Raw genomic sequence first — 26,910 nt, 5'->3', positions numbered from 1 at the left:
TTTATTTATGCTTACCAGGTAACATAGAGCCTAATACGCCATCTTGCTTTATTAAACCATGATAAAGCGCGGCACTAACATGCATAAAGATAAACAATAAAAATGCGTAAGCAATTAAACCATGTGCTTCACGGAAAAAAGCATACGTTTCAATATCTTTACTAACTAAGCTGGGCAAAGTAAATAAACCAAAAAAGCTCACATGACGGCCATCAGCGCTTTGCATTAACCAACCAGAAATCGGCATTAAAATCATAGATGCATATAAACCCACTTGGGTTAAATGCGCGGCTAGTGCTTGAGCCTTAGGCACACTCGGTGGTAATGCAGGACTGGTGGTGACGACTTTATTGATTAATCTAATAGCAACTAACACTAACGCTAAAATACCAAATGACTTATGCAGCGCAATGGCCTCTACTTGCCAAACCGCTAAACTTTGTACCATCGACAAACCAAGAAATAACATAGAAAGTATGATTAACGCCATCGCCCAGTGAATAAGCATACTCGACGCTGAGTATTTATTAATTGTTTTCATTCGATATTTCCTGTTATTAATTATTTAAAAGTACTTCTTTAGCACGACGACGAAATGACTCAGCATAAGCCGCGCCACGGGCACGTAATATAGGATCGGCGCTTGGCTCTATCCCTGTAGGAAGTACCAAGGGATCAAAGTTCATATCAGCACACACGCCTCCTTCTTGCGCCTGAAGCCTTGAGATAACTAACGTACCGGCATTTATGGTTTTACGTGATTGAGGCCATAAAACAGTTGGGTTATTTTCATCATCCTCTTCGGTTGCAAAGCTAAACAGCATGTCGAATTTAACGGGGGCTTGAGCAACTTGATCTTTAAGTTGTAGCTGCAATGCATCGGCTGAATCATTATTAAGTGGTTGAATGTTTTCATCACTTAATTGTGGTTTAGCTATCCAACGTACGGCGTGCTTTTTATTATTTTCATCAACCAAATAAAAGGCATTAATACTGTGGTATTGCTCAGTGGCAAAACTGCTGGTTGGTTTATAACTTGCTTTCCAGTTATTAAATGCGGCACTTTCAGGGTGTGCGGCAAAAAAGGCTTTAATTTTTTCAGGACTGCGTTTTTTAGTTACCGGATCAGGGGATAGCGCTTGTAACTGTTTAAAGAACGCATCTGGCGTCGCTACAGCCATAACTGGAGGCGTGTTCATTGCTACGCGCCATTCTTGGTTATCATCGGTAGTTATAGAAAACGCTAAACTGCGCACCGGTGCTTTTAAATCAGGCGCGGTTGGGTTATTGCCCGCAATAGAAAAACGGCCAACAAAAGGAGTGGCCCCTAAATCAAATACCTTTGCTTGCGAATATTTAGCAAGCTCACCGGTAGACTCAAACGACCCCGCTAAACAAATACCTTTTGCATGGGCTCGACGAAAACCCGCATGGGCTTGATCACCTTGTTGTAAATTAACAAAACGCTGCGCAGTAACCGCATCGCTGTTAAAAGCGCCGGTAAAATATAAAATCGTCAGTGCAAATAAAGTGATTATTGCAATTAAGGTGATTTTTTTACTCATGGTAGGATTAGACCTCGTATGATTATTTTCATGATGATTATGTTTGGAATTTTTCATAGTTTTAATTACGTCTTTAAATTAATGGCTAACCATTACTGAGATATGCTTTAGATCGGATAGCTTTTATTTAGTTATACCGACACGACACTCACAAGACCGACCCCAAGCAATTAATATTTCAATTTAATTAATAAAAACCGCACTTTAAGTATTTTAAATTCCAAAAATATAATCTTTATGAGCTGCGCTTTAAAAAAGCCGATTGTTAATTATACTAATGTTGATACAAAGCAAGCATTAGGGTACTGATTTATTACGTTCTACAAAATCACACAAATTAAAACAAAACCGTACAGCAATAATAAACTGTTGAAATTAAAATATTATTTATTACTAACTCGTTATCTACTGCTTTTTTCAAGTAGTAAGTAGTTATAGCTTAATAAACAGCAGTACAGGTAAATTCGAAAATAAACACATTTACGCATTTTATAATTTTGAACCACACAAAAATGCCAACGATTAACACCGCACTTTTTATTTAAGGTAAGCAAGATGATCAATAAACCATGTTTTACTAAATTTAATTTTATTAGTATTGCGCTACTGTTGTTAGCCGGTTGTTCAGATAGCGAAGTCAGCACTCAAAAGCAAAACAAGCCACGCCCTGTTAAGTTAATAACCATTGATGATGGCTCTCAATCAAAAACACTCACCTATCCTGCCACTATAGATACAATAAACAGCTCAAAACTGGCCTTTCAGGTCAGTGGTAAACTTGAAAAGCTCAACGTTATTGCTGCGCAAAACGTAAAAAAAGGAGACGTAATAGCCGCATTAGAGCAACGAAACTTTGTTAATGAGGTTAAGTCGAGCAAAATACAGTTTGAAACGGCCAACAATGATTATCAACGTGGTTTAAAGCTTGCAAAAGACGGTGTTATTTCACAGCGAGATATAGAGCAACTAAAATCTAAAAAAGAAGTGGCCGAATCACAATATGACTCAGCGCAAAAGGCATTATCTGACAGTAAAATCATAGCGCCTTACGATGCCATTGTTGCAGAAGTTCCAGTAAAGCAGCTTGAAAACATCAGTGCTGGGCAACATGTAGTTACCCTATTTGGTAAAGGTGAAATGGAAGCGGTTGTAAATATTCCCGCGTCTATTGTGGCCACGGTAGATTCTAAACAAAACAATGTAGCGACTGTTATTTTACAAGATGTATCGGCTGCGCCTATCCCTGCCACATTTAGACGTGCGAATTTAGAAGCCGACTCAGCCAGTCAAACCTATGAAGTACGCTTTTCGTTTGCTTTACCCAATAACCTTAATATATTACCTGGCATGAATGCCAGCCTAAAAATAGAACGTCAAACAAGTTCAAACGCAACACGACTGGCTGTCCCTACCTTTGCTATTTTTGAAGAAAACGGCCAGCATTTCGTATGGACTGTTGACCAACAAACAATGCAAGTATCAAAAACACTCGTTGCTATTGAGCAAGGTATTGGCGAACAACTGATTATTACTGAGGGCTTAAAAGCAGGTGATGTGATTGTAGGTGCAGGTGCAAACTATGTGACTGAGGGTATGAAAGTACGTCCTTGGACTAAAGCATAGGAGCGCAGTCATGGATTTAGCAAAGTGGACAATAAATAATAAATTAATTAGCACTATACTCATCATTTTAACGCTTGGCTTTGGTTTTTCGTCATACAAAAACATGGCTCGGTTTGAAGATCCCGAATTTATAATTCGCACCGCGCAAGTATTTGTTTCTTATTCAGGCGCGAGCCCGCTTGAGGTTGCTAAAGAAGTGACCGAGCCGCTTGAGCGTGCCATTCAAGAGTTACAAGAAGTCGATACTATATCGTCGACCTCATCAACGGGCTTATCTGAAATTAAAGTAGAAATTAAATCAGAATTTTCGCCAACCAAATCTGAGCTACAAGTTATTTGGACTAAACTCAGAAACAAAATTAACGATACTCGCCCAACACTTCCTCCTGGTACAGGGACCCCCAAAGTGTTTGATGATTATGGCGATGTATATGGCTTAAGTTATTTAATTACTGCCGAAGGTTACTCCCCCGATGAACTGCATGCCTATGCTAAAACGCTACAAAGTGACATTTTACAAGTAGACGGTGTAGCGAAAGTTGCCATGACGGGCGTACAACAAGAGGGAATATTTGTAGAAATTGCTCGAGAAGAGTTAGCCTCTTTAGGTGTATCTATCAATAACATTTACGGTATTTTGGATGAACAAAACGCCGTATTGAGTGCAGGTAATACCCAAATTGGCGATCAACGTATTTTTATTGATCCCACCGGCGAATTAAACTCCGTTGATACCATTAAAAACCTACTGGTAAGTGCCAGCGCTAAAGGTAAAACAATTTACCTAAAAGATATTGCCAATGTATACCGCGGTTTTCAAAGCCCAGCAACCAAGTTAGTGCGCTACAACTCTAAGCCTGCCATATCCCTGGGGGTTGCCAGTGTATTAGGCGCTAATGTGGTAAAAGTGTTTGACCGCGTTGATGATAAAGTAAAGCAAACTGAAAACCTCAGACCGCTTGGCATCAGCGTGCATGAGTTTTACCACCAAGGAAAAGTGGTACAAGACTCAGTCGATAACTTTGTGGTTAATGTATTAGTCGCGCTGGTGATTGTCATGGTCACGCTACTGCTATTTATGGGGTTGCGCTCTGGGATTATTATTGGCGCCGTATTACTGCTAACTATTTTTGCGACACTTGCTACCATGGACTTTAGCGGTATACCCATGCACCGTATTTCCTTAGGTGCGCTTATTATTGCCCTCGGTATGATGGTTGATAATGCGATTGTGGTGACAGAAGGAATTTTGGTAGGCACACAACAAGGGCGTAAAAAGTTAGACATTGCCAGTGAAGTTGTAAAACAAACTAAATGGCCACTACTTGGCGGTACATTAGTCGGCATTGTTGCCTTTGCACCTATTGGCCTCGCACCGGGCGATACCGCTGAATTTACCGGCCATTTATTTTGGGTTATTTTAATCTCTTTGTTATACAGCTGGTTATTTGCCATTACCCTAACTCCCCTGTTTTGTTATTGCTTGTTTAAAGAACAAGATGGCGATACCTCCGGTTCAGCAAAACCTAATAAGCTCATGGCACTGTATCAATCGGTTGTAGTGTCGGCACTTCATCATCGCTGGTTAACGGTTACTGTTGTGGTTGCCATGTTTAGTGTGTCTATGTGGGGTTTTCAATTTGTAAAATCAGGGTTTTTCCCAGCTTCCACCACGCCGCAAATGGTGGTTGATTTTTGGTTACCACAAGGCACCGATATTGAAAAAACCAAAAAAGACATGCTCAAACTGGAAGCGTTTGTAAAACAACAAAACGGCGTTGAAGGCATACAAACGCTTATTGGCGGTGGCGGATTACGTTACATGCTTATTTATGGCAGCGAATCACCCAACAGTTCTTACGGGCAAATTTTAGCTAAAGTCGATGACTATAAAAAACTAGATCAACTCTTACCTAGGGTACAAAACTACATCGATAATAACTTTGTGGATGCGCAAGGCAAAGTATGGCGCTTTGTAATGGGCCCAGGTGGTGGCTCTAAAATAGAAGCCACATTTAAAGGCCCCGATCCGAGTGTATTAAGAGAGCTGGCAGCAAAAGCAAAAGCCATATTAATTGATGATGGCGGTGCGTTATCAATTAAAGACACCTGGCGACAACGCATTAGTGTTATTGAGCCACAGTACTCAGCCATTAATGCACAGCGCGCAGGTGTAACGCGCAAAGCTGTTGCTGAAGCACTGCAACAAAACTTTTCAGGGCAAGTGGTTGGGCAGTATCGTGAAGGCGAAGAGCTCATTCCTATTATCGTCAGAGCGCCACAAAAAGAACGCGTAGACATAAACGACATTGGTAACATTCAAGTGCAAAGCAATATCACCGGTGAAACACTGCCTCTTGCTCAAGTCACCAATGGCTTTAAAACCGTATGGCGCGACGGCATATTAAAACGTGAAGACCGTGAATGGACCATAAAAGCCCAAGCCGATCCACTGCCAGGGGAGCTTGCTTCTGAGTTATTTAATAGAGTAAAACCAAAAATAGAAGCCATTGAACTACCACAAGGCTACCGCCTAGAATGGGATGGCGAATATGGTCAATCGAAAGAGTCTAACGAAATGCTGGCCTCAACTATTCCACTGGGTTTTTTAGCCATGGTACTCATTGTTATTGTGTTATTTAACGCATTAAAACAACCTATTATTATTTGGCTTGTGGTGCCATTAGCCTTAATTGGTGTTGTTTTTGGGCTGGTTACTACACAAATCCCATTAGAGTTTATGGGTATATTAGGATTACTGTCGCTCTCTGGTTTATTGATTAAAAATGCCATTGTATTAGTGGATCAGATGGATATGGAAATACGCCAAGGAAAACCACGCTATGAGGCCATTATCGATTCGGCAAATAGTCGGGTAAGACCAGTAATGATGGGCACACTCACCACCGTACTAGGGGTAATACCACTATACTTTGATGCGTTTTTCCAATCGATGTCAGTGGTACTGGTGTTTGGGTTACTGTTTGCCACCCTACTGACTTTAATTGTGATCCCCGTACTCTACGCGATATTTATGAACGTAAAAACAGATGAACATATACATAGTTAATTGTTGATCACACTGAATCTTGGTCAAATGTTATGAACACTTTGATCAAGATTCACCCTACTTTAGTCAAAAATTACAGAATAAACGCACAACCATAATGGCAATAAACGCACTTTCTAATTATTATATTAATATCAAACAGCAGTATTTTTAAATTAACGATAACAATTCTACTGTCCGCCCTATATTAAATTTAGTCGCTTTTGTTATTCAATAATAATTGGCTCGGAAACTTTATATGCCATTACAACGCTTACTTATTCTATTTATATCACTGGCGTTAAGTGAAGCCATTATTATGATGTTATTGGCATCATTTGTTACGAAATATACAGGCATCTGGTTTTCTGTAATATTAGATGCCAGCCTTATCTCATTCATTGCTATTATTACTATTCACTACTTATTTAATGATAGTGACTTTGTAAAAAACCAACAATCGAGAACCGAATTCCTAACATTTAAAATAGCTATGATCGTTTTTACGATTGAGGCTTTAGTTATGTTTGCCTTTAATTTTGACGAATTTGTTCTACAGCAATGGCAAGTCATAGCAATTGATAGCTTAATACTCAGTAGTCTGAGTGTGCCTATAATTTACTTTTCCATTATTAAACCTGCCTTCTTGCCCTTACAAGAGCAAAATTCGCAAAAGCTAAACACAACCATATTTACTAGCCTACTGACCTATTTTTGCTCTGCAATTATTTTATATATTGCCTTGTATATGTTTTACGAAAACCAAATACAAACGCGTATAGGTTCTGTTATTCAAAAAGAGAAAAATGAGTTAAAACAAGCTAAATATTCGTTTTTACAACAACTTAATCATGCATCTCGTGATCTGTTAATTCTTAAAAATAATCACCACTTTAAGGAACAGCGTTTTTTTAGTAATGAAAACAAAACACTATTAGAACAGGACTATTTTAATTTTATCACCATAAAAAATTATTACACCCAAATAAGAATTCTTAGCTTAAAAGGCCAAGAGTTAATAAGGGTGCAAAGAGAAAATAACAGTACCGTTATCGTACCTCCAGACAAGCTTCAAGATAAAAGCGATCGATACTACTATAAACGCGGGATAAAGCTCAGCCCTGATGATATTTTTATATCTCCATTAGATTTAAATATTGAAAATGGTCAAATTGAAAGGCCATTAAAACCAATGATCCGTTTAGGCTCAGTGCTAGTTGACAAAAACAATGAAAAGATTGGCTTACTTATAATAAATCTCGGAGGTGTGCATTTACTTAGTCAATTAGAAAATATTTCTAAAAGCTCACTAGGTGACATTATGCTCTTTAATGAAGAAAGTTACTGGTTATTTGGTGATGTACAAAAACAATGGGCTTTTATGTTTGCCAATAAACCCCAGCAACGTTTTCAAGATATCCATCCAGATATATGGCAAGCGATGGAAACTAAAACAAATGGGATCATTGAAAAGGATAACAACATTTATATTTTTGAACACATGACCTTACTAGATCAAGTACCAACACTTGATAATCCGAGAAATAGCAACGGGAAATGGCCCAAATGGAAGTTAGTAAATAAGGTCCCTCTATCACTGATTGAAAACGAATTTAGTAGTTTAAAAAAATTGATTGTTTTGCTCTATCTAGGTGTAATGTTATTAATGATATTTGTTATTTACACCTTTGCTAATCACACTATCGCCAGACGAGAATACGAGGCCAAAGTAGAAAGTTATGCGTTTGTAGATAGCTTAACAGGACTTTATAACCGTAGGATATTTTTAGATAAGCTTGATAAAGAACTAAATAAAGCCCAGTTCAATGAGTCACCATTAGTCCTCATGTATTTAGATTTAGATTACTTCAAGCCAATAAATGATGAGTTAGGCCATGGTGCAGGCGATGAAGCACTTAAAGAAGTTGCAACGCGCATAAAAAGCTGTTTACGTAAGCACGATATTATTGCTCGAATAGGTGGAGATGAATTTGCAGCAATTTTGCCACAGTTAAATGATAAAGACGTGATCTCTGAGATAGCACAAAGAATCATTACAAATATTAGCAAACCATTTGTTTTATTTGACCAAAAACGCACGCTCGGAATAAGTATAGGAATTACCATCACAAACGGACAAGCTCATACTAGCTTAGAAGTAAAAACACACGCAGACCAAGCACTTTACGAGGCTAAAAATTCCGGTCGAAACTGCTATCGGTTTTCTAAAGAAACACGCTAATTTTTAGTATTTTATGAATTTAGTATACGGTTTCAAGATTGCGCGTTTTTCCGGAATGAATTATCACTTTTAGTTCTAGCTTTTACCATTAACATAGCGCAAGTTTTATTATATAGTGGAGCCAAGAATTCATTGCATAGTAATGCATTTAGATTCATTCATTAAATTAACTATTCATTTTTATTAAAAATATAACATATCAAGTGCAGTCTATGTGTTTTCTAATGAGTTATACCAATAACAAACGTAATAATAACCATATTACAATCCAGAATTTTAAAAACGAGGTAAGCGCATGTTATCAAAACGCATAATTCCTTGTTTAGACGTAAAAGACGGCCAAGTCGTTAAAGGCGTTAAATTTAAGGGCCATGAGGTAGTCGGCGATGTTTTAACACTTGCTAAAGCCTACAGTGAAGCCGGTGCCGACGAACTGGTATTTTACGAGATCAGTGCAAGCGTTGAAAAACGATTACTCGATGTAAATTGGGTAGAAAATATTGCCCGCCATATCGATATTCCATTTTGTGTAGCGGGTGGCATTAAATCGGTAGCCGATGCAGCGCGTGTACTTGAACGCGGCGCTGACAAAATCAGTATTAATAGCCCTGCCATTGCCCGTCCTGAGCTTATAAAAGAGTTACACGATGAGTTTGGCAAGCAGTGTGTGGTTGTCGGTATTGATAGCTTTTACGATGAAACAACCGGTGAATACTTAGTGTATCAGCTTACAGGCGATCCTAATGCCTCAAGCCGTACTCGTTATAAAACCCAAGAGTGGGTTCAGCGGGTACAAGACTTAGGCGCTGGCGAAATTGTTTTAAACTGTATGAACCAAGATGGCGTTCGTAATGGTTACGACAACGAGCAACTAAGCAAAATACGCGAGCTATGCGACATTCCTTTAATCGCCTCAGGGGGCGCAGGCACAATGCAAGATTTTGTTGATGTATTTAAACAAAGCAAAGTAGATGGTGCACTCGCAGCCAGCGTTTTTCATAAAAACGTGATTAACATTGGCGAACTAAAACAATTTTTAATAGATAACCAAGTGGCAGCCAGATTATGCTAGTAACGCAAGAAAACCTAACTCAAGTTGATTTCGCAAAAAGCGAGATGATCCCTGCCATTGTTCAAGATGCACGCTCTGGCGTTATTTTAATGCAAGGGTTTATGAATAGCGAAGCACTTGCTGTCACGCTTGAAAGTAATAAGGTGACTTTTTATTCGCGTTCTAAATCGCGTTTATGGACCAAAGGCGAGTCATCAGAAAACTACTTAAACGTGGTCTCTGTGCATACAGATTGCGACTACGATTCAATTTTAGTATTGGCAAATCCAGAAGGGCCAACGTGCCATTTAGGCACGCAAAGCTGTTTTGGCGATGCTGCAAAACCAAGCTTAAGCTTTTTAGCGCAACTTGAAGATGTGATTGTTGCACGTAAAAACGACGATCCAGCTAAAAGCTACACCGCATCTTTATTTGCTGAAGACTTAAGCCGCAGCTGCCAAAAAGTAGGTGAAGAAGGCGTTGAAGTGGCGCTTGCGGCAATGAAACACGACAACAATGAGCTTACTAACGAATCGGCTGACTTGTTGTATCACTTAATTGTGTTACTACAGCGTCAAGGCTTAGAGCTCACCGATGCAGTTGCTTGCCTACAAGGGCGTCATAAGTAAAACCGCCTGTTACTGTGTGCGCCATTTTGTGGCGCACTCAGTATGTTAAAACCATAAATTCACTTTAAATTACACCTTGCGAATAGCATTTACTCCCTCCCTTAGGTATTCTTTAACTAGGGTCTGTTGACCTTTGCGGATTAAAATTTGTTCAAACTAGGGGCGGTTTAATCGCGGCGCGAGGTTTGCAACCTAGTGGGCTAAGTCAAAACCGAGCAACAAAGAGTAAATCGCCCCTAGGCAGAACCCGAAGGGCAGCGCCTGTTTGGCATTGATGCTGCGTTATCACCTATTTATGGGGAATAACCACACTACATAGGCTCTGCCTTGCCTAAATACCAAACAGACTGCTGCAAATTCAACCTTGAAAGGTCAATAGACCCTAATGTTCAAGGAATAGCTATTACAAAAGGATAGCGCATTATGAAAACCTATATATCGCTGGTATTAACTGGCCTAATTTTATCTGGCTGTAGCAGTTTAACCACTGAACAAAAAGCTAAACTAGATAACCTAACTCCCTGCGAAAAAATGGATGGGCTGATTGCCGCCTATGACAATCGCTTTGCAGCGTTAAAAGACACCAAAGTAAAAACACCTTATTTAGATGTGTGGAGCGCAAAGTACAACGTATTTGGCAATAACTGCCAAGTAACCAGCTTTAACAATCAAACCGTGACCTATCGCTGTCAAGAAAACTACAAAGACCAACAACAAGCCGTTGCCATGCATCAACAAGCCGTTGAGCTCACTCGCCAATGTCTAACAAAAAATAGCAACTGGTTAGAAACACAAAAAGAGTCGGAAACCTCTCTGCGCACCACCTTTGTACTTGATGATAAATCGCCGGTTATTTCTGTTTATACCAGCAAAACCTTATCAAAAATTAAAACCTGGTCTACCTCGTTAGAAGTAGGAAAGCCCGTCGCCACTAAATAATTACGAGAGAATGTATGCGCCTAACACCCAGTAAACAATCCACTCATTTAAAAACAGACTGTATCGGTGAATGTTATAGAATGAATGGCTACTGTACTGGGTGCGGGCGCACAAGTGACGAAATATTCGACTGGATTATTTTAACCGATGAGCAAAAGCAAGCTATATTGGCCTCCCCTCGTGAAGATGCCAAAAAAGACTAGCTTAAATTTATAACCATTAAGGCGCATTACGTTGTGATGGGTCACGTTTAAAGTCTTTACTTAATCGCTTAGGGTCTAACGCTTCACGTTGTTTGCTAGCACCTTCTGCCCACCAAATTAATTGATTAAAGGTGCGCGAAAAATAGCTATCCCATGATGTTTGCTCTGCCGCATTATTTGCGTCACCACTTTCAATAAACACATCCTGCGCTTTTGGTACATGGATCATTGCTGATACCGGCAAACAGCCCAGTTCACTTAAAAAGCTGCGCATGCCAACAGCAGCGCGCACGCCGCCCCACTGCCCTGCAGAATAGGTTACAATTGCGCTGGGTTTATAGCCAAATAAAGAACTACCAAAATGGTTTAGCAAATTAGCAAGTGCCGGACTCATCGAATGATTATATTCAGGGCTCACCATAACAAAGCCATCGCTGGCTTTAATTTTTGCTGCTAAATCATCAAGTTGTTTAGGTACCTCAGCCTGCGTATAGGCAAAGTGCGGTTTAAACACAGGGTCTAAATCGTAATCGAGCGGATCAATAAGCTCTATTTCATGCTCAGAGTAATGCTCAAGCAAACAACGCTCACATGCTTTTGCTACCCTTTGCCCTAAACGAGCAGGCTTAGGTGGGCTACTTTTTCTAACCGAACCGAGAAAAATTAAAAATTTCATGTATCGGCACTCCTTTTTGATTACAAAAATAAATACCTCAAAAAAGTTTGAGGTATTTACTGTACAATTTAGGCCTTATCAAGCGCTTGGCTTATATCGGCAATAATGTCGTCAATGTTTTCAATACCCACCGATAAACGAATTAAATCGCGGCTAACGCCCGCATTGGCCAGTTCTTCATCATTTAATTGGCGGTGAGTGGTAGATGCTGGATGACACGCCAGCGATTTAGCATCGCCAATATTAACCAAACGTAAAATCATGTTTAGAGCATCAATAAACCGCGTACCGGCTTCAAGGCCACCGGCAATACCAAAACTTAAAATACCTGACGCTTTACCATTGGTAATTTTTTGGCTTATTTCGTTATACGGGCTTGATTTTAATCCCGCATAATTAACCCACAGCACCTTAGGGTGGCTCTCTAGGTATTCAGCAATTTTTTGCGCGTTTTCGCAGTGGCGATCCATTCTTAGCCCTAACGTTTCAAGGCCAATTAAAATATCAGAGGCGTTTTTAGGCGCAAGCGCCGCACCGGTATTTCTAAGGGGTACAACGCGACAACGTCCAATAAACGCCGCCTCAGCAAACGCATCGGTATACACTACATTATGGTATGACGGATCAGGCTCATTCATCATCGCAAAACGGGTGGCATTGGCTTTCCAGTCAAACTTGCCCGAATCAACAATCATGCCGCCAATAGCGGTTCCATGGCCGTTAATGTATTTAGTTAGTGAGTGCACCACAATGTCGGCACCCCACTCAAATGGGCGACATAAATACGGCGTAGCCACAGTGTTATCTACAATTAAAGGCACCCCTTTGCTGTGGGCAATTTTCGCAAGGCGAGCAATATCGACAATATTCCCAGCTGGGTTACCAATTGATTCGCAAAAAACCGCACGGGTGTTTTCATCAATGGCGTTTTCAAAGCCGTCAAAATCATCGGCTTTTATCATTCGTGCTTCAATACCTTGGCGCGGTAAGCTGTGAGCAAATAAATTATAAGTGCCGCCGTATACTTGGCTAGTGCTCACAATATTAGTGCCCACCTCACATAAACATTGAATTGCATAAGTAATGGCCGCCATACCCGAGGCCACCGCCAGCGCACCAATGCCGCCTTCCATCGCCGCAATACGCTGCTCAAGCACCGCATTGGTCGGGTTCATAATGCGAGTATAAATATTACCCGGCACTTTTAAATCAAATAAATCAGCACCATGCTGCGTATTATCAAAGGTGTACGAAGAGGTGTTATAAATCGGCACCGCTGCCGATTTAGTCGTGGCTTCAGATTCATAACCATGGTGCAACGCTAAAGACTCAAGTTTCATAATTTATTCCTTCAATATAGTTACATCTAACGTAGCATTTAATGGTTACAAAATGCACATGAAATATACTAAAGAATGTTGAAGTAATTTGATTGGATGCTGTATCTAATTCTACCGATCGCCCATATATTCAAGAAAATGAGCCAATCGCGCATATTACTCCTCTAAGTATTTATTAAACACAATAAAAACTTAGTAATAGTAATATGTTAGGTAATTTGTTAAAACTATATGTAAAAGAAAATGAGCGCAGCGCTGGTATGAATATGCGCGATGAGCGCACTATTAAATTGTTAGGCATCAGTGTTAACCACAATAGTGGCACCAATATTAGGAGTAAATGTGGAATATATACTCAGTATATTATCAGGTGGTTTGAGTGGTGCCGTATTAGTTTGGTTAGCTAAAGGGTGGATATCTGAAAGGTTGAAACAATCCATTCAGCATGAGTACGCAGAAAAACTCGAAAGCTATAAAACAGAGTTGAACTCGAAAGTTGAGGGTATTAAACATGAAAATCAAGTTTCTCAACTTCGTACATCATTGTTCTTTGATCACCAAAGAGATGCGTTCGCCGCTTTGATAACGAAAATAGCTCAAGTGAATACTGATTGGTTGAAGCACTATGATCCAGACGAAGGGTTATATGAACCTGTACCATTTGAAGGGTATCGAGAATTTAAAAGTCTGTTATACAAGCATCAATTGTTTTTGGACGAAGAATGTTTGATGGCAATGTCTTTAATCACTTCTGCATATACAAGATCTTTTCCCTATGATGATCGTAGTGGTGCTCCTCCACACCAAAATGATTCTAGTTCCCATGTTTCATATATTGAATACCTACAACCAAGAATCGCTTCAATTTTCCGAAGTAAAATTGGTGTGGCATCTGATCCCCAACATTTAGTTGATATTGCTGTTCTATCCGCTATCGAGCTTGTTAATGGCTACCACTTTCTAGAGGTTGATATCCCACCTAAAGGGAACTTATCAACAAAGGGCATTAACAACGCCTCTGATAAAGTTGCTTTAGGTTTGAAAAACAAAGATGAATTAATATCTCTACTTGAAAATTTTGATGTGTACTTAAACCGAGATGGTGGTTGGCTTCATGAAGCACAACTTAAAGTAAAACGAACCCTAAATGTACTTAGAAAAATGCCTAACAAGGGCATTCAAGTGGAAAAATAACAGTTGGCCATCGCTTCGCGATTATACGCCAACCATTATTTTCCACTTAATAGCAACGTTATGTCTACAAGGAGGTATTATGCAAGCACCATGGAACGGTGAAAAAGTTAATTTATTTATTCGCTCTTTAGCAATAATATTTATCATTTGCGCACTTATTGCGTTTAGTAGTTTACTAATTGCATTCTTTGAACGGGGTAATGTCAGTTTTGATAATCTAGATTTTAGGGCTGTATTCGGTATGCTATCAGCTCCTTATTGTTTCCTATTATTTTTAAAAGTTGCGGTAACAGGTCATGCGCCAAAATCATGGATTCCATGGAAGTAGTGTAAACATAACAAGCGCTTTAACAAAATATGTTAAAAGTAAAAGGAAATTTATGAGTCTATGTCCTCGCTGTGAACATAAAATAGATGTTTTCAGCCTTTATTTATCTGCATTCCCGTTTTACTTTAAATGTGCCAATTGTCAGTTGAGATTGAAACTTATCAGCTCAAAATTATTTTGGGCTATATTTTTATTGTATTCGGCAGTCGTGTTTACATTGATAATGTATATTCCAATTTTTAGCAAATATGGTTTAGGCGTAATATTAGCCATATTAGGCTGGTTCTTTGTTTACTATAAATCGTCACCTTACATACTCAGCAAAGATAACGTTGCACTATATGGTAGTGACTAGCTAAAAACAGCTTTGTTTTATCTCTTCCTCTAAAAGCGCAGCGTCTCCTGCCCTCTTTGTGCATAAATCACTTAAAGACCTTATTACACAAAGAGAAGTGGATGGGAGGCTTCGGGCTACGAGGCGCGAGTAAAATGCTAATGCCCATAAATACGCGATATGAAATCGCTGCTACTAAAGACATTTACTGATAAAAACAATTTTTTGCACCACAGAGAATCCCGAGGCGCTTTGCGCTACACAGAGGTGGATTGATATCTTTTAAGCATTTCTCTGTTAACTCTGTGTCCTCGGTGGTAAATACTTATTTAGGCTTAACTCTGGCTCGATATGAAATCGCTGCTACGAAAGACATTTACTGATAAAAATAATTTTTGCACCACAGGGAATCTCGAGGCGCTTTGCGCTACACAGAGGTGGATTGATATCTTTTAAGCATTTCTCTGTGAACTCTGTGTCCTCGGTGGTAAATACTTATTTAGGCTTAACTCTGGCTCGATATGATATCGCTGCTACAAAAGACATTTACTGTAAAAAACAGTTTTTTCACCACAGAGAATCCCAAGGCGCTTTGCGTTACACAGAGGTGGATTGATATCTTTTAAACATTTCTCTGTGAACTCTGTGTCCTCGGTGGTAAATACTTATTTAGGCTTAACTCTGGCGCAATGTGAGATCGCTGCTACAGGGCAATATATGGCTTTTTTACGTTCACTAAAAGGTCTTATTCTACAAATAGAAGTGAATGAGCAGAAAACACAGGCATAACGTGTACTGGCTCAGACTGAAAAAAATCGTTGGCTAACTTGGTTTTTGGCTATTTTTCATCATTTCTAAATAGCGCCCTTCAATGAATTTTTTTTCTTTTGTAAGGTGTTTAAGTGCGTACTGTGTTTTTTCTAGCTCTTGCTTTAGTGTGTCTAACTCCTCACTACTTTCTGGCCCGTCTGTTTGTAACTGCAATTGCTGTAGTAGTTGGTCTTGCTCTGCAATTTGCCTTTTATATTCGTTTAAAGTGTTAAGTAGTCTTGTTTGATCGGGCGTTGAGGATGTATCTGCGCTTGATGTTTTATCACTATTTTCGCTTGCGGTTTTAAGCGCTTCATAATCTGCTTGTAGCTGGTCTTTTTCTTCTTGAAGCACAGTCACTGCATCATATTGTGCATAGAGCTTTTGACGGGTCACTTTTAATTTTTCAACACTTTTATCGAGATCCCCTTTTAGTTTGCGAATTAACTGATGCGAGCGTTTTAATTTTTTATTGAGATCATCAATTAGCTGTTGTTCTTTTTCGGTAACATGATCTTTGGTTGATGAAGTAACCTCTGTTAATTGCTGTTGTAACAGCATTTGTACACTGATTAACTCAGCGATAGTTTTTCGATTATCGTTAACATAGCTCATGGCATTGTCAACAGACTCTCTGCACATAGCTAACGTCGCATCATCCATTGTGCCGTTACTTTTAACCATACTCAACGCAAAAGCCCTAAACTCTCTGAGTATCAATAAAAGAATATAAAACCACGCGGCTAAAATAAGTAGCCCAAAATTTATAGCAATATAATGATAAACCTCTGGCGGAAAAACGGCATATGGCATTATTAAATTATCTTAAATTAAGTGTTTATTTACTAGAGTTTAGCGCTGTCAAAAAAATCTGCCATAATAACAACAACATTTAAAAAAAAGTAACATGCGTGAAAATACTTATCGTGGATGACAGCCATGCAACACTCGAAATAGTACGCCGAGGGTTGGAAAAATTTGGCTATCGAAAGTTATTAATAGAAAAAGCTAGCAATGCTAAATCTGCGTTAACGCTGATTGGTAGTTGGCACCCCGATATTGTCCTTACAGACTGGCATATGCCTGATATGTGTGGAGTTACGTTATTACGTGCAATAAAGCAAAGGCAACTTAATATAATAGTAGCAATGCTGACCACTGTTGATGAAAAGTCTCAAATTGAAGAAGCTATTAGCTTTGGTGCATCTTTTGTTTTATCAAAACCTTTCACCGACGCGCAACTACACGATAAATTATTGCCTTTAGTACAGCTTGTTGAAAATAACGAAATCATCCCTGATGAAATTGAATTAAACAGTGATTTAGCGTTACCAAAACTGTCGCAATTAGAACGTTTGTTTCATAAACATATAAGTCAGTCCTTAATCGTAAACACAATTCAACCGCAGGTATTTGATGAGTCTAAAGTCCCCTGCGTCATGGCTGTTTATGAGGATCCAAAAAGTCAAAAAGTGCGTGCCATTGCCATACTTGATATTTATGCTGCCTGCGTAATGGCAAGTGGCTATAGCAGCTTGTCGGCTGAAGATATTAGTAACTCAATATTATCGGGCGTTGTAACGAATACAGCATTAAGCGCATGTAAAAAAGCGTTAACGGAAACGGCTTTTGCCTTTTTAGACAAACGAACACGCGTTAGTTTACAAATCAAAACGGTCAAAGTGATTACCACGCCTTTTCGTAAACTCACTTTGCTGTATAAAACACCTGCTGAAAAGCGCATTGATTTTAGTTGTCAGCTTGAGGGCATGGCACAAGGTAAAATCATGTTGGTTGGCATTTAGTAAATTAAACGCACGTATTTACCATTATTAAAAAGTTTATATTTAAAAACACCCTGCTCCTACAAAAGCGCAGCGTCTCTGCACCCTCATGGTAAATCAATCACTTAAAAACCTTATTCTACAAAGAGAAGTGAATGAGCAGTAAATTAGTAACCTAAACCACCAAACAACCTTGTTTTATACCTTCCTCTGTAAGCGCAGCGTCTCTTCGCCCTCTTTGTGCATAAATCACTTAAAGACCGTATTCTACAAAGAGAAGTGAGGGCTACGAGGCGCGAGTAAAATGCTAATGTCCATAAATACGCGATATGAAATCGCTGCTACAAAAGACATTTACTGATAAAAACAATTTTTGCACCACAGAGAATTCCGAGGCGCTTTGCGCTACACAGAGGTGGATTGATATCTTTTAAGCATTTCTCTGTGAACTCTGTGTCCTCGGTGGTAAATGCTTATTTAGGCTTAACTCTGACGCGATATAAAGTCGCTGCTACGAAAGACATTTACTGCTAAAAACAGTTTTTTCACCACAGAGAATCCCGAGGCGCTTTGCGCTGCACTGAGATGGATTGATATCTTTTAAGCATTTCTCTGTGAACTCTGTGTCCTCGGTGGTAAATGCTTATTTAGGCTTAACTCTGACGCGATATAAAGTCGCTGCTACGAAAGACATTTACTGCTAAAAAGAGTTTTTTCACCACAGAGAATCCCGAGGCGCTTTGCGCTGCACAGAGATGGATTCATATCTTTTAAGTATTTCTCTGTTAACTCTGTGTTCTCGGTGGTAAATACTTATTTAGGCTTAACTCTGACGCGATATAAAATCGCTGCTACTAAAGATACTTACTGCTAAAACAAATTAGCTCCCCCCGCAACCCGAACCTCGTAGCTCTTAGCCCGTAGCTCTTAGCCCGAAGCCCGTAGCTCTTAGCCCGTAGCCCGTAGCCCGTAGCCCGTACCCTAAGTTAAATTAATCAAAAATGTTTAAACAAAAAAAGGCGTTTCCGGTTAAGGTAAGCGCCTTTTTGTTATTTTAACTGCTTCTTATTTTACGATTTTCATTTCGTCTAATAAGTTTTGTGCGTTATCTACTTTATCCATAACCCACAGCATGTAACGTGAATCCACATGGATTGAGCGATTTAGCTCTGGGTTGTAATCCCAATCACCAATAATGCTTTCGTACACACCGTCAAACAGTAAACCCACCAGCTCAGCTTTACCATTTAGTGTTGGTGAACCTGAGTTACCGCCAGTTGTGTCTACGTTTGATAAAAAGTTAACCGGTACGGTATTCATGCCACCTGTGTAATCACCATAAAGCTTCGCTTTAATTTGCTCTTGCAGCTTTTTAGGCGCATTAAATGGGTCAACATCGGTGTTTTTAGCAAGCAACCCTTCAAGTGAGGTAAACGGCGTGGCCACTAAACCATCTTGCGGAGAATACCCGCCTACCGTGCCGTAAGTTACACGTAATGTGCTGTTTGCATCGGCGTAAACCGGTTTGTTTTGCGCTTTATTAAAGGCAATAATCGCACTCATTAACTCTGGGCGAGCGGCTTGTAACTTACCTGCAAGGGCTTTTGACTTATCTTCCTCAGCTTTCATTACCGTGAATATGGCTTTTGCATACTGCATGAATGGGTCTTGGCTTTGGTTTAATTGGCTAAGCGTTTGCTCAAATAATGAATTACGTACAATTTCGTTATCAAGCGTTGATTTAGCGTACATTTCATCAAGTAATGCACTTTGTTTTGCTTTATCAAACCCATTTTCTAAAGCAAAGGCTTTATCAATTTCACTAAAACGCTCTGCTTTAGGTAATGCTGCATATTGCTCTAAAAAGTGCAGTAATATAGCTTTATCTACGTTTGCGTCAAAGCGACGAGACATACGCTCTAAACCCGATTTAATACGCGGTAAATCACGTTCTTGATAACCCGATTCACGCTCGCTATTTGGCTTTTGTTTTTCATAAGCTAAACGGTATAAACGACGTGCCGTGCTGATCATTTGTGAACGGTGAACATAGCCTACCATACGGTCGCGCTCACTGTGCTCTTGCGATTGTGCAACAAGTGCTGATAACTCATTAAGTACGTTACCGTAGCGCTGTTTACGTTCGCTATCGCTGTTTATCCAGCTTGTAAGTTCTTGTTCAAACTGCTTTTTACGCTCGAACATGGTGCCTTTTTTAAAGCTTTCGATCATCGAGCCATAGTTTTTAATGTAGTTGTTATAACCAGCTATGGTACTTTCGTAAGCAATACGCGCTTTACTGCCATCTTCTGAGTTTTCTTCAATTAATGACACGTATTTAGTATTGTGCATGCGCGCTTTAGGGTAGCTGTCGTTAAATACATAATCGACTTCTGCCGCAATACGGTAACGATTGGTTCGTCCTGGATAGCCAGTAACCATGACAAAATCACCCTCTTGTACGCCTTTAGCACTTACACTTAAGTAAGACTCAGGCACGTACGGTACGTTGTCTTCGCTGTATTCTGCTGGTTTGCCGTCTTTACCTACATAGGCGCGGTAAAAACCAAAATCGCCTGTGTGACGCGGCCACATCCAGTTATCGATATCGCCACCGTATTTACCTACGCCCATAGCAGGTGCATACGCTAAACGTACATCTTTAATTTCCAGCGATTTAATAAGGTAAAACTCTAAACCACCATGAAACGAATATACATTACAACGGTAGCTAGCATCAGCTTCACACTCTGCAACGAGGGCTTTTTGATTTTTTTCTAACGCATCGTAGCGTGCTTTTGCACTTAGCTCGTTAGTGCCGCTAATTACTTTATCAGTCACGTTGGTCACTGTTTCTGTAACGTACACACGTGAACCTGGCGCAGCAGGTAAATCTTCAGCCGGTGTTTTTGCTAAAAAGCCGTTTTCAAGTATGTTGTTTTCAGGCGTTGAATTATATTGCACTGAGCCATAAATACAGTGATGGTTAGTAACAACTAAGCCCTTTGGCGAAACAAACGAGGCTGTACATCCGCCTAAGCTAATAACCGCATTCATTGGAAATTCGGTTAATTTTGAAATTGAATCAACACTGATTTCAAGGCCTTTGGCTTTTAAAATTGATTCCAGCTCTGGTAGCTGATGAGGTTGCCACATACCTTCATCGGCATTGGCCGCAGAAGAAAGTGCCAGTGAACAGGTTGCTACCAAAGTGGCAACAAGAGGTTTTAAACGCATTATAGAATCCCTTTTATTATTGAACCTGCAGATTACTCATTAAGTATGAGTAAGGTCAACTGCGCTGAGATAAATTGTTACAATATAGCGCCCAATAAACAAAAAAGGAGCTCAGGGTTTGTACCCTAAGCTCCTTTTTAAACAATATGATATACGATGTTAGTCGTCTTTTTTCACATCATTTGGATGCGCTACACCCATCCATGCTTTAAATAATGCTTTTTGCTCATCAGTTGCATTTTTATTCGCAACCACTTTTTTAGGTTTTTCGAAGTCTTCAGACAACACAAGCTCAGTCGACATTAATGCATCACGACGAATAAAATCAACAGTAACTTTGTCGCCTGCTTTAAAGGTTTCTAGGCTGGCTGTTAAGTCTTTACCTACATGCTTTTTATTAATAGCGACGAGTTTATCGTCGGTGGTTAAGCCGCCTTGCCATGCTGCACCATCGCGGCGTACATGGGTAAGCGTAAGTAACTCGCCAGTATTTTTAGTAAATGCATCTAAGCTTGGTGTGGCCTTGGCTTTTTCTGGTAACTCTAAGCTTAAACCTACTTTTGCTAGCAGTGCATCAAAATCAAGGTTGGCTGGTGAGCTAACATTTGCCTGCCACCACGCGCTGTAATCACGCCCTGATAGTTGTTTTAAAATAGCCAGTACGTCTTGCTCAGTAAACCCTGCCGGTAATTTATGCTGTTTATAAAGCGCTTTATGTACATCTCTGTAGCTAATTTTACCTTGGCTATTTTCAAGTAGGTCGATATCTAACGCCATCGACAATAATGAACCTTCAAGGTAAATATTAGTGCTGTAGTTACGTGCGTGATCGCCGCCTTGGTTTATCCATTTATCAAAACTGGTTTCGCTGGCACTTTGTACTTCACGCCCAGGGGTAGTGAGGTGGCGGTTAATGGTTTTGCTTAATACTTTAAAAAACTCATCGTTAGTTTGAATACCCGAACGCACTAATAAATGATCTTCAAAATAGCTGGTAGAGCCCTCTGCTATCCATAGCAATTTTGAATAATTAATATTAGTGTAGTCATATGGCGCAAGCCCTTTAGGACGGTACGCTTTTACATTCCAAGTATGAATAAACTCATGAGCTGCAGTACTTATAAAACCTAAATAGTCTTCACGTTTAGCAAAGCGGTCGCGTGGGCGCTGAATAATCGTTGAGTTTAAGTGCTCAGTTGCCCCGCTTGCGCCTGATGTAGCATGTACCATAAATACATAACGTTCATAAGGGTAGCTGTCCCAAATCACATTGCCGGTAGCCACTAGCTTTTTCAAATCGGTTAGCATCAGTTCAATATCGTAATTGCCCTCACCCCATACCACCAGTTCGTACTCACGACCATCAACTTCAAAAGTGCGTAGCTCGTTAATACCGGTTTCGATTGGCGAATCAACTAATACATCGTAGTCACTGGCTTTAAAGCTGTGCTTATTTTTATAATTTTCCATGCCTGACACAGAGCGCCATGCTTTAGGGACGTTTAATTCAACCGTTACTGGCTCTTGGCGAAATGATTCGCTAAACATAAAAAAGCCTGACGCATCAATAAAGGCATGGCTGTCGTCAATATGGCGGGCGCGCTTACCTAGCTCATTGGCATACACTTGGTAATCTATATTTACTTCAGTGGGTTCATTTAAATGAACGCGCCATGTGCTGTGGTCAATCTTTTCCCACTTTAATGCATTACCTTCATCATCACTGGCTTTAAAGTAGCGAACGCCATTGGCAAGATTTAAAATTTCATAACGACCAGTGCGCCATGCTGGAAGTTTCACATCTAAGAAAGACTGCGCCGTTTTAGGAAATTCTACGTTCACATCACCTAAATGATGCTCTGGCTGAGAAATGTTTAAAGCGTAATTAACGTCGGCAAATACCGGTGCTGAACAGGCAGCTAAAATTGATAAGGCAAGTAGCTTTTTCATAAAGGCTCTTTTTTATATAACGTATTGTTGTGCCAAGGTTAACAAGACCCATTTTAAAAGTGAATTAAAAGCGATAAATACACTTATATTTAAGATCGTTCGTATTTTGTTGCTAAAAACATTAAGTTTTTGATCTCATACCTACTATTAATATGTTTTTGTTGTAAACTAAACCAATAAAGGTATTAAAATAATGGTGTGTAGGTGTCTAGGAGCTCCAATACGGTGGAACAAAAACTAAAACAAGCAATTGACAGTAGAAAAGTAATAGAAAGCGCTCGTAAACATCAAGTTGACACCCTTTCTAACTTTGCGGCTAAGTTATCTTTAAGCTGTAAAGGACTTGATATTGAGCTTGATAACCGCCTAGCAAAGTTCCGTAGCGCATTAAACAAAGGAATGGATTTTGAAGACTTCTCTCCTTTGGTAGATGATATTTTGGCCTTGCTAAAAAATCAGGAAGCGATTCAACTAGCGCATCAACGTGATCTTCTCACCAGCGTACAAAATGCAGGAAAACAGTTACAACAAACGAAAGGCCTGCCTGACGAAACCCGCAGAACGCTGCGTCATTTATTAGATAACCAACTTGACGATATACAATCGGTGCATGGGTTTATCCCAATATTAAACCAATTGATCACCTTTTATCATCAAGCTTTAATTGCTAAAAGCAATAATACCTTTGAACCACCCAATCTAAGTGTGCTCACTGAAAAGCTGTTTAAATTAGTTAGTGAGCTCGTACTAGAAGAAGAAGCCAACGAATCACTGTATTTAATAAAAAAACGCATTGCTAAAAATAAAGCCGTTGACCAGCTACTTGATGCCGCAATAGATGTGATTACTTTAATTGTTAAAAGTATTCACGTTGAACGTGAATCAGCGCAAAGCTTTTTAGCTTCATTAAACCAAACACTTGAAGAGCTGCATCGGTCATTGGTATCAACCAGTGAACACTCTGAATCAATGAATGTTGAATTTGACTCAATAAATCAACGCATTGGTGAAAAGCTAGAAAGTTTAAATACACAAACAAAAAATGCGACCTCAATCACAGCGTTAAAGCAGCTAGTTGAAAACGAGTTACGCTCACTCAGTGCAGATATTTTAGAAAAAGAGCAACTCGAACAAAAAGATCGCAGAATTTTAGTTGCCAGCTTTACGCAAATAAATGAAAGAATTAATAGCTTAGAAAACAAAGTCAGTAACTATAAAAAACGTTTAAATGAGCAACGATTTAAAAGCTTACTCGACAGCCTGACAAAACTGCCTAATCGCGCGGCATTTGATGAGCGTTACAACCACGAAATTAATTTATTTAACGAACAACCGTCAGACATAACGCTAGTTGTTATAGACGTCGACCATTTTAAATCAATCAACGATCGATTTGGCCATACTGCGGGCGATATTACTTTACAAGTTATTGCCAAAGCGCTGCAAAAGTCGATTAGGCAATCAGATTTTATTGCACGCTATGGCGGCGAAGAGTTTGTGCTATTAATGCCACGCACTTCACTTGAAAACGCGACAGCGCACCTCAATAAATTAAGACAGTCTATTAAAAAGATACCGTTTAAATTTAAAGACAAACAAATTGAAATTACTGTTTCGCTAGGCGCAACCCAATTTAAAGAGGGTGATACCCCTCTAAAAGCATTTGATAGAGCCGATCAAGCTTTATACGATGCTAAAAATTCAGGCCGGGATCGTCTGTGCATTAGTAAATAGTGTTATGCATTTCTACCTTTGAGTACAAGGCATAATTACGCAGTAAATTTACCCAAGAAGTATCAAGGAGAATGCCGATGCTAATACAGTTAAACCCAACAGGGGTATTAGATTTATTATCGCAGCTAGAAGTAGACCTACTAGAACAGTCATCAACAAGCGAACGCTACAGGTTATTCAGAAATTGTGTTTTAGCTGTGCTTAATGTAGGCAGCCATACCGATGTAAGTAACGATATATACGAAAAACATAAAGACTTTGATATTCGTTTAGTAAGCCGTGAACGCGGTATTAAAATTGAATTAGAGAACCCGCCGCAAACGGCCTTCGTTGACGGCCACATAGTCACCGGCATACATGAGCACATATTTTCGGTTATTCGCGATATCTTATTTATTTGCCAAAAGTATGAAAAAAATCTCCAAGAAACTAAAGCCATTACCCACATGGTTTTTGACATGCTTAGAAATGCCGACGCTCTTAAAGTAAATAGTGAACCTAACATGATTGTATGTTGGGGCGGCCACTCTATTAACGAAATAGAATATAAATACACTAAACAAGTAGGTTACGAATTAGGCTTACGCGGGTTAAATATTTGTACTGGCTGTGGGCCTGGTGCAATGAAAGGCCCGATGAAAGGCGCCACTATTGGTCATGCCAAACAACGTATAACTAACAACCGTTATTTAGGTTTAACTGAGCCCAGCATTATTGCAGCTGAGCCACCTAACCCGATTGTGAATGAACTGGTTATTTTACCCGATATTGAAAAGCGACTTGAGGCCTTTGTTCGCACCGCTCATGCCATTATTATTTTTCCTGGTGGTGCAGGCACAGCTGAAGAACTATTGTATCTATTAGGCATTTTGTTGCACCCTGAAAACGAAAAGCAATGTTTACCTGTTATTCTTACCGGTCCAAAACAAAGTGAAGCTTACTTTGAGGAGCTGTGTCAATTCATTCAAATGACTTTAGGCGATGCAGCCCTAGATAAATTTGAAGTGATTATTGATGATCCTCAATTAGTAAGCCAAAAGTTAAAGTCGGCAATGAATGGTGTACGCGAATACCGTAAAAGCCAAGGGGATGCATATTACTTTAACTGGACCTTGAAAATAGACAGTGATTTTCAGCAACCTTTTTACCCCTCTCATGAGGCCATGGCTTCGCTTGATTTACACCTTGATCAACCCAAACAACAGTTAGCGGCTAATTTACGCCGTGCGTTTTCGGGAATAGTGGCGGGAAATGTAAAAGAAGAAGGTTTAAATGCGATTAAAAAAGACGGCCCATATGTCCTCAGTGGCGAGCCTGATTTAATGAAAGCAATGGACACACTTTTACAAGCGTTTGTAGAACAAGGTAGAATGAAGCTCCCTGGCAGTAAGTATATTCCTTGTTATACAATAAAAGCGTGAGTTTATAATTGAATCCCCATTTACTTCTTATTGATGCGCTTAATTTAATTAGGCGCATCTATGCTGTTGATGCTAACCAAACGCATCACAGCGACGAACATATGTTAAAAGCATGCTGCGCTCGAGTAGCACATGCCTGCAAAAAACTCATAACAACCACTAATGCAACCCATGCAATTGCTGTATTTGATGGCGATAAAAGTTGGCGCTATCACTTTTACAAAGATTACAAACATTCGCGCGCCCCGATGCCACAAACGTTAAAAGAAGCCTTGCCACATTTTAAAGCGGCCATTGAAGAAACCGGCATTGTGGTATTTGAGCCGACTAACGATGAAGCCGATGATATTATTGCAACATTAGCCCATAAAGCCGCCAACAATCAGATAAATAACACTATTGTCTCTACCGATAAAGGGTTTTTACCGCATTTAAATGAGCAAATTGAAGTTTATGATTACTTTAAAAAACAACAGCTCACACAGCAGCATATCCAAGAACGTTTTGGCGTGGCACAACACAAACTCATAGACTTTTGGGCCCTGGCAGGAGACAAAACCAATGACATTCCAGGTGTTAAAGGCATTGGTGTTAAATCGGCACAACAATTGGTGAATCAGTACAACACTCTCGAAGAGGCATTAAGCGATGAATCATTAAGTGCGCGCTTACAAAAAAAGCTTGCTGATGATATGGATATGTTTGTTATTTCTAAACAACTGGTGAGTTTGCGTACTGATATCCACTTAGGCTTTAGTTTAAAGCAGTTAAGGCTTAATTAGTCGCAAGTTAATGGCACTG

General features: G+C 39.6%; 20 protein-coding genes. 13 read left to right on the top strand and 7 right to left on the bottom strand.

Features of this window, described 5'->3' with window-relative positions; genetic code table 11:
• Position 1 precedes the first annotated feature (1 nt).
• Positions 2-541: a cytochrome b gene (locus AAGD16_RS17670; protein ID WP_024601330.1), complete on the bottom strand. Its 540-nt coding sequence runs from the start codon at positions 539-541 to the stop codon at positions 2-4.
• Positions 542-557: 16 nt separating this feature from the next.
• Positions 558-1,565, bottom strand: a complete 1,008-nt coding sequence (locus tag AAGD16_RS17665) for a catalase family peroxidase (protein WP_013463290.1) — start codon at positions 1,563-1,565, stop codon at positions 558-560.
• Positions 1,566-2,120: 555 nt separating this feature from the next.
• Here AAGD16_RS17665 and AAGD16_RS17660 point away from each other — a divergent pair.
• The 7 genes from AAGD16_RS17660 to AAGD16_RS17630 all read left to right on the top strand — a co-directional run bounded on the left by AAGD16_RS17660 (position 2,121) and on the right by AAGD16_RS17630 (position 11,301).
• Positions 2,121-3,188, top strand: coding sequence for an efflux RND transporter periplasmic adaptor subunit (locus tag AAGD16_RS17660; RefSeq protein WP_377115517.1), 1,068 nt, complete (start codon positions 2,121-2,123; stop codon positions 3,186-3,188).
• A gap of 10 nt (positions 3,189-3,198) precedes the next feature.
• Entirely contained in the window at positions 3,199-6,258 is a 3,060-nt protein-coding gene (locus AAGD16_RS17655; protein ID WP_013463288.1) for an efflux RND transporter permease subunit, read from the top strand.
• Positions 6,259-6,496: 238 nt separating this feature from the next.
• Positions 6,497-8,479 carry a diguanylate cyclase domain-containing protein gene (locus tag AAGD16_RS17650; RefSeq protein WP_377115513.1) on the top strand — a complete coding sequence of 661 codons (1,983 nt, stop codon included), beginning with the start codon at positions 6,497-6,499 and terminating at the stop codon, positions 8,477-8,479.
• A 295-nt stretch (positions 8,480-8,774) separates the two neighbouring features.
• Positions 8,775-9,551 (top strand): imidazole glycerol phosphate synthase subunit HisF, encoded by a 777-nt coding sequence (gene hisF, locus AAGD16_RS17645; RefSeq protein ID WP_033103129.1) that lies wholly within the window; start codon positions 8,775-8,777, stop codon positions 9,549-9,551.
• Positions 9,545-10,159 (top strand): bifunctional phosphoribosyl-AMP cyclohydrolase/phosphoribosyl-ATP diphosphatase HisIE, encoded by a 615-nt coding sequence (hisIE, locus tag AAGD16_RS17640; protein WP_013463284.1) that lies wholly within the window; start codon positions 9,545-9,547, stop codon positions 10,157-10,159. The genes hisF and hisIE overlap by 7 nt, the downstream gene beginning before the upstream one ends.
• Before the next feature lie 423 nt (positions 10,160-10,582).
• Entirely contained in the window at positions 10,583-11,098 is a 516-nt protein-coding gene (locus AAGD16_RS17635) for a hypothetical protein (RefSeq protein ID WP_028834563.1), read from the top strand.
• A 14-nt stretch (positions 11,099-11,112) separates the two neighbouring features.
• Positions 11,113-11,301 (top strand): DUF1289 domain-containing protein, encoded by a 189-nt coding sequence (locus tag AAGD16_RS17630; RefSeq protein ID WP_016900157.1) that lies wholly within the window; start codon positions 11,113-11,115, stop codon positions 11,299-11,301.
• Positions 11,302-11,317: 16 nt separating this feature from the next.
• Here the strand turns inward: AAGD16_RS17630 and AAGD16_RS17625 are convergent, their stop codons facing one another.
• Together AAGD16_RS17625 and AAGD16_RS17620 are read right to left on the bottom strand one after the other, a co-directional pair.
• Entirely contained in the window at positions 11,318-11,977 is a 660-nt protein-coding gene (locus AAGD16_RS17625) for an NADPH-dependent FMN reductase (RefSeq protein ID WP_377115507.1), read from the bottom strand.
• Between the two features lie 68 nt (positions 11,978-12,045).
• Positions 12,046-13,317, bottom strand: a complete 1,272-nt coding sequence (locus AAGD16_RS17620; RefSeq protein ID WP_368485747.1) for an O-acetylhomoserine aminocarboxypropyltransferase/cysteine synthase family protein — start codon at positions 13,315-13,317, stop codon at positions 12,046-12,048.
• Between the two features lie 342 nt (positions 13,318-13,659).
• Here AAGD16_RS17620 and AAGD16_RS17615 point away from each other — a divergent pair, with 342 nt between their 5' ends.
• Positions 13,660-14,511, top strand: a complete 852-nt coding sequence (locus tag AAGD16_RS17615; protein ID WP_013463279.1) for a hypothetical protein — start codon at positions 13,660-13,662, stop codon at positions 14,509-14,511.
• Between the two features lie 79 nt (positions 14,512-14,590).
• Positions 14,591-14,839, top strand: a complete 249-nt coding sequence (locus tag AAGD16_RS17610; protein WP_377115502.1) for a hypothetical protein — start codon at positions 14,591-14,593, stop codon at positions 14,837-14,839.
• Positions 14,840-15,995: 1,156 nt separating this feature from the next.
• Here the strand turns inward: AAGD16_RS17610 and AAGD16_RS17605 are convergent.
• Positions 15,996-16,796, bottom strand: a complete 801-nt coding sequence (locus AAGD16_RS17605; RefSeq protein WP_013463275.1) for a hypothetical protein — start codon at positions 16,794-16,796, stop codon at positions 15,996-15,998.
• Positions 16,797-16,894: 98 nt separating this feature from the next.
• Here AAGD16_RS17605 and AAGD16_RS17600 point away from each other — a divergent pair, with 98 nt between their 5' ends.
• Complete coding sequence (locus tag AAGD16_RS17600) at positions 16,895-17,788, top strand: response regulator (protein ID WP_350314660.1); 894 nt, start codon at positions 16,895-16,897, stop codon at positions 17,786-17,788.
• A 1,044-nt stretch (positions 17,789-18,832) separates the two neighbouring features.
• On the opposite strand, the gene AAGD16_RS17595 is transcribed toward AAGD16_RS17600, so the two are convergent.
• Together AAGD16_RS17595 and AAGD16_RS17590 are read right to left on the bottom strand one after the other, a co-directional pair.
• Entirely contained in the window at positions 18,833-21,004 is a 2,172-nt protein-coding gene (locus AAGD16_RS17595; RefSeq protein ID WP_016899731.1) for a S46 family peptidase, read from the bottom strand.
• 159 nt (positions 21,005-21,163) lie between these two features.
• On the bottom strand, positions 21,164-22,954 hold the full coding sequence (locus AAGD16_RS17590; RefSeq protein ID WP_377115497.1) for a M61 family metallopeptidase: 1,791 nt from the start codon (positions 22,952-22,954) through the stop codon (positions 21,164-21,166).
• Positions 22,955-23,179: 225 nt separating this feature from the next.
• Here AAGD16_RS17590 and AAGD16_RS17585 point away from each other — a divergent pair, with 225 nt between their 5' ends.
• The 3 genes from AAGD16_RS17585 (at position 23,180) to xni (ending at position 26,891) form a co-directional block, all read left to right on the top strand.
• On the top strand, positions 23,180-24,688 hold the full coding sequence (locus AAGD16_RS17585; RefSeq protein WP_013463272.1) for a GGDEF domain-containing protein: 1,509 nt from the start codon (positions 23,180-23,182) through the stop codon (positions 24,686-24,688).
• Between the two features lie 77 nt (positions 24,689-24,765).
• Positions 24,766-26,109 carry a nucleotide 5'-monophosphate nucleosidase PpnN gene (gene ppnN / locus AAGD16_RS17580; RefSeq protein WP_013463271.1) on the top strand — a complete coding sequence of 448 codons (1,344 nt, stop codon included), beginning with the start codon at positions 24,766-24,768 and terminating at the stop codon, positions 26,107-26,109.
• Between the two features lie 8 nt (positions 26,110-26,117).
• Positions 26,118-26,891, top strand: coding sequence for a flap endonuclease Xni (gene xni / locus AAGD16_RS17575; protein WP_013463270.1), 774 nt, complete (start codon positions 26,118-26,120; stop codon positions 26,889-26,891).
• The last annotated feature ends 19 nt before the right edge of the window (positions 26,892-26,910 follow it).

Origin of the sequence: Pseudoalteromonas sp. M58, assembly GCF_042604605.1 — a bacterium.
In the GTDB taxonomy this organism is placed as follows: domain Bacteria; phylum Pseudomonadota; class Gammaproteobacteria; order Enterobacterales; family Alteromonadaceae; genus Pseudoalteromonas; species Pseudoalteromonas tetraodonis.
This window is presented reverse-complemented; position numbering and strand designations above follow the sequence as displayed.

Bases quoted from the DNA above. Each gene is read 5' to 3' on its own strand.
- AAGD16_RS17655 (WP_013463288.1), top strand. From the start codon at position 3,199: ATGGATTTAGCAAAGTGGACAATAAATAATAAATTAATTAGCACTATA.
- AAGD16_RS17650 (WP_377115513.1), top strand. From the start codon at position 6,497: ATGCCATTACAACGCTTACTTATTCTATTTATATCACTGGCGTTAAGT.
- AAGD16_RS17625 (WP_377115507.1), bottom strand. From the start codon at position 11,977: ATGAAATTTTTAATTTTTCTCGGTTCGGTTAGAAAAAGTAGCCCACCT.
- AAGD16_RS17620 (WP_368485747.1), bottom strand. From the start codon at position 13,317: ATGAAACTTGAGTCTTTAGCGTTGCACCATGGTTATGAATCTGAAGCC.
- ppnN (WP_013463271.1), top strand. From the start codon at position 24,766: ATGCTAATACAGTTAAACCCAACAGGGGTATTAGATTTATTATCGCAG.
- hisIE (WP_013463284.1), top strand. From the start codon at position 9,545: ATGCTAGTAACGCAAGAAAACCTAACTCAAGTTGATTTCGCAAAAAGC.
- AAGD16_RS17665 (WP_013463290.1), bottom strand. From the start codon at position 1,565: ATGAGTAAAAAAATCACCTTAATTGCAATAATCACTTTATTTGCACTG.
- AAGD16_RS17610 (WP_377115502.1), top strand. From the start codon at position 14,591: ATGCAAGCACCATGGAACGGTGAAAAAGTTAATTTATTTATTCGCTCT.
- AAGD16_RS17595 (WP_016899731.1), bottom strand. From the start codon at position 21,004: ATGCGTTTAAAACCTCTTGTTGCCACTTTGGTAGCAACCTGTTCACTG.
- AAGD16_RS17660 (WP_377115517.1), top strand. From the start codon at position 2,121: ATGATCAATAAACCATGTTTTACTAAATTTAATTTTATTAGTATTGCG.
- AAGD16_RS17670 (WP_024601330.1), bottom strand. From the start codon at position 541: ATGAAAACAATTAATAAATACTCAGCGTCGAGTATGCTTATTCACTGG.
- AAGD16_RS17605 (WP_013463275.1), bottom strand. From the start codon at position 16,796: ATGCCATATGCCGTTTTTCCGCCAGAGGTTTATCATTATATTGCTATA.
- hisF (WP_033103129.1), top strand. From the start codon at position 8,775: ATGTTATCAAAACGCATAATTCCTTGTTTAGACGTAAAAGACGGCCAA.
- AAGD16_RS17630 (WP_016900157.1), top strand. From the start codon at position 11,113: ATGCGCCTAACACCCAGTAAACAATCCACTCATTTAAAAACAGACTGT.
- AAGD16_RS17590 (WP_377115497.1), bottom strand. From the start codon at position 22,954: ATGAAAAAGCTACTTGCCTTATCAATTTTAGCTGCCTGTTCAGCACCG.
- AAGD16_RS17635 (WP_028834563.1), top strand. From the start codon at position 10,583: ATGAAAACCTATATATCGCTGGTATTAACTGGCCTAATTTTATCTGGC.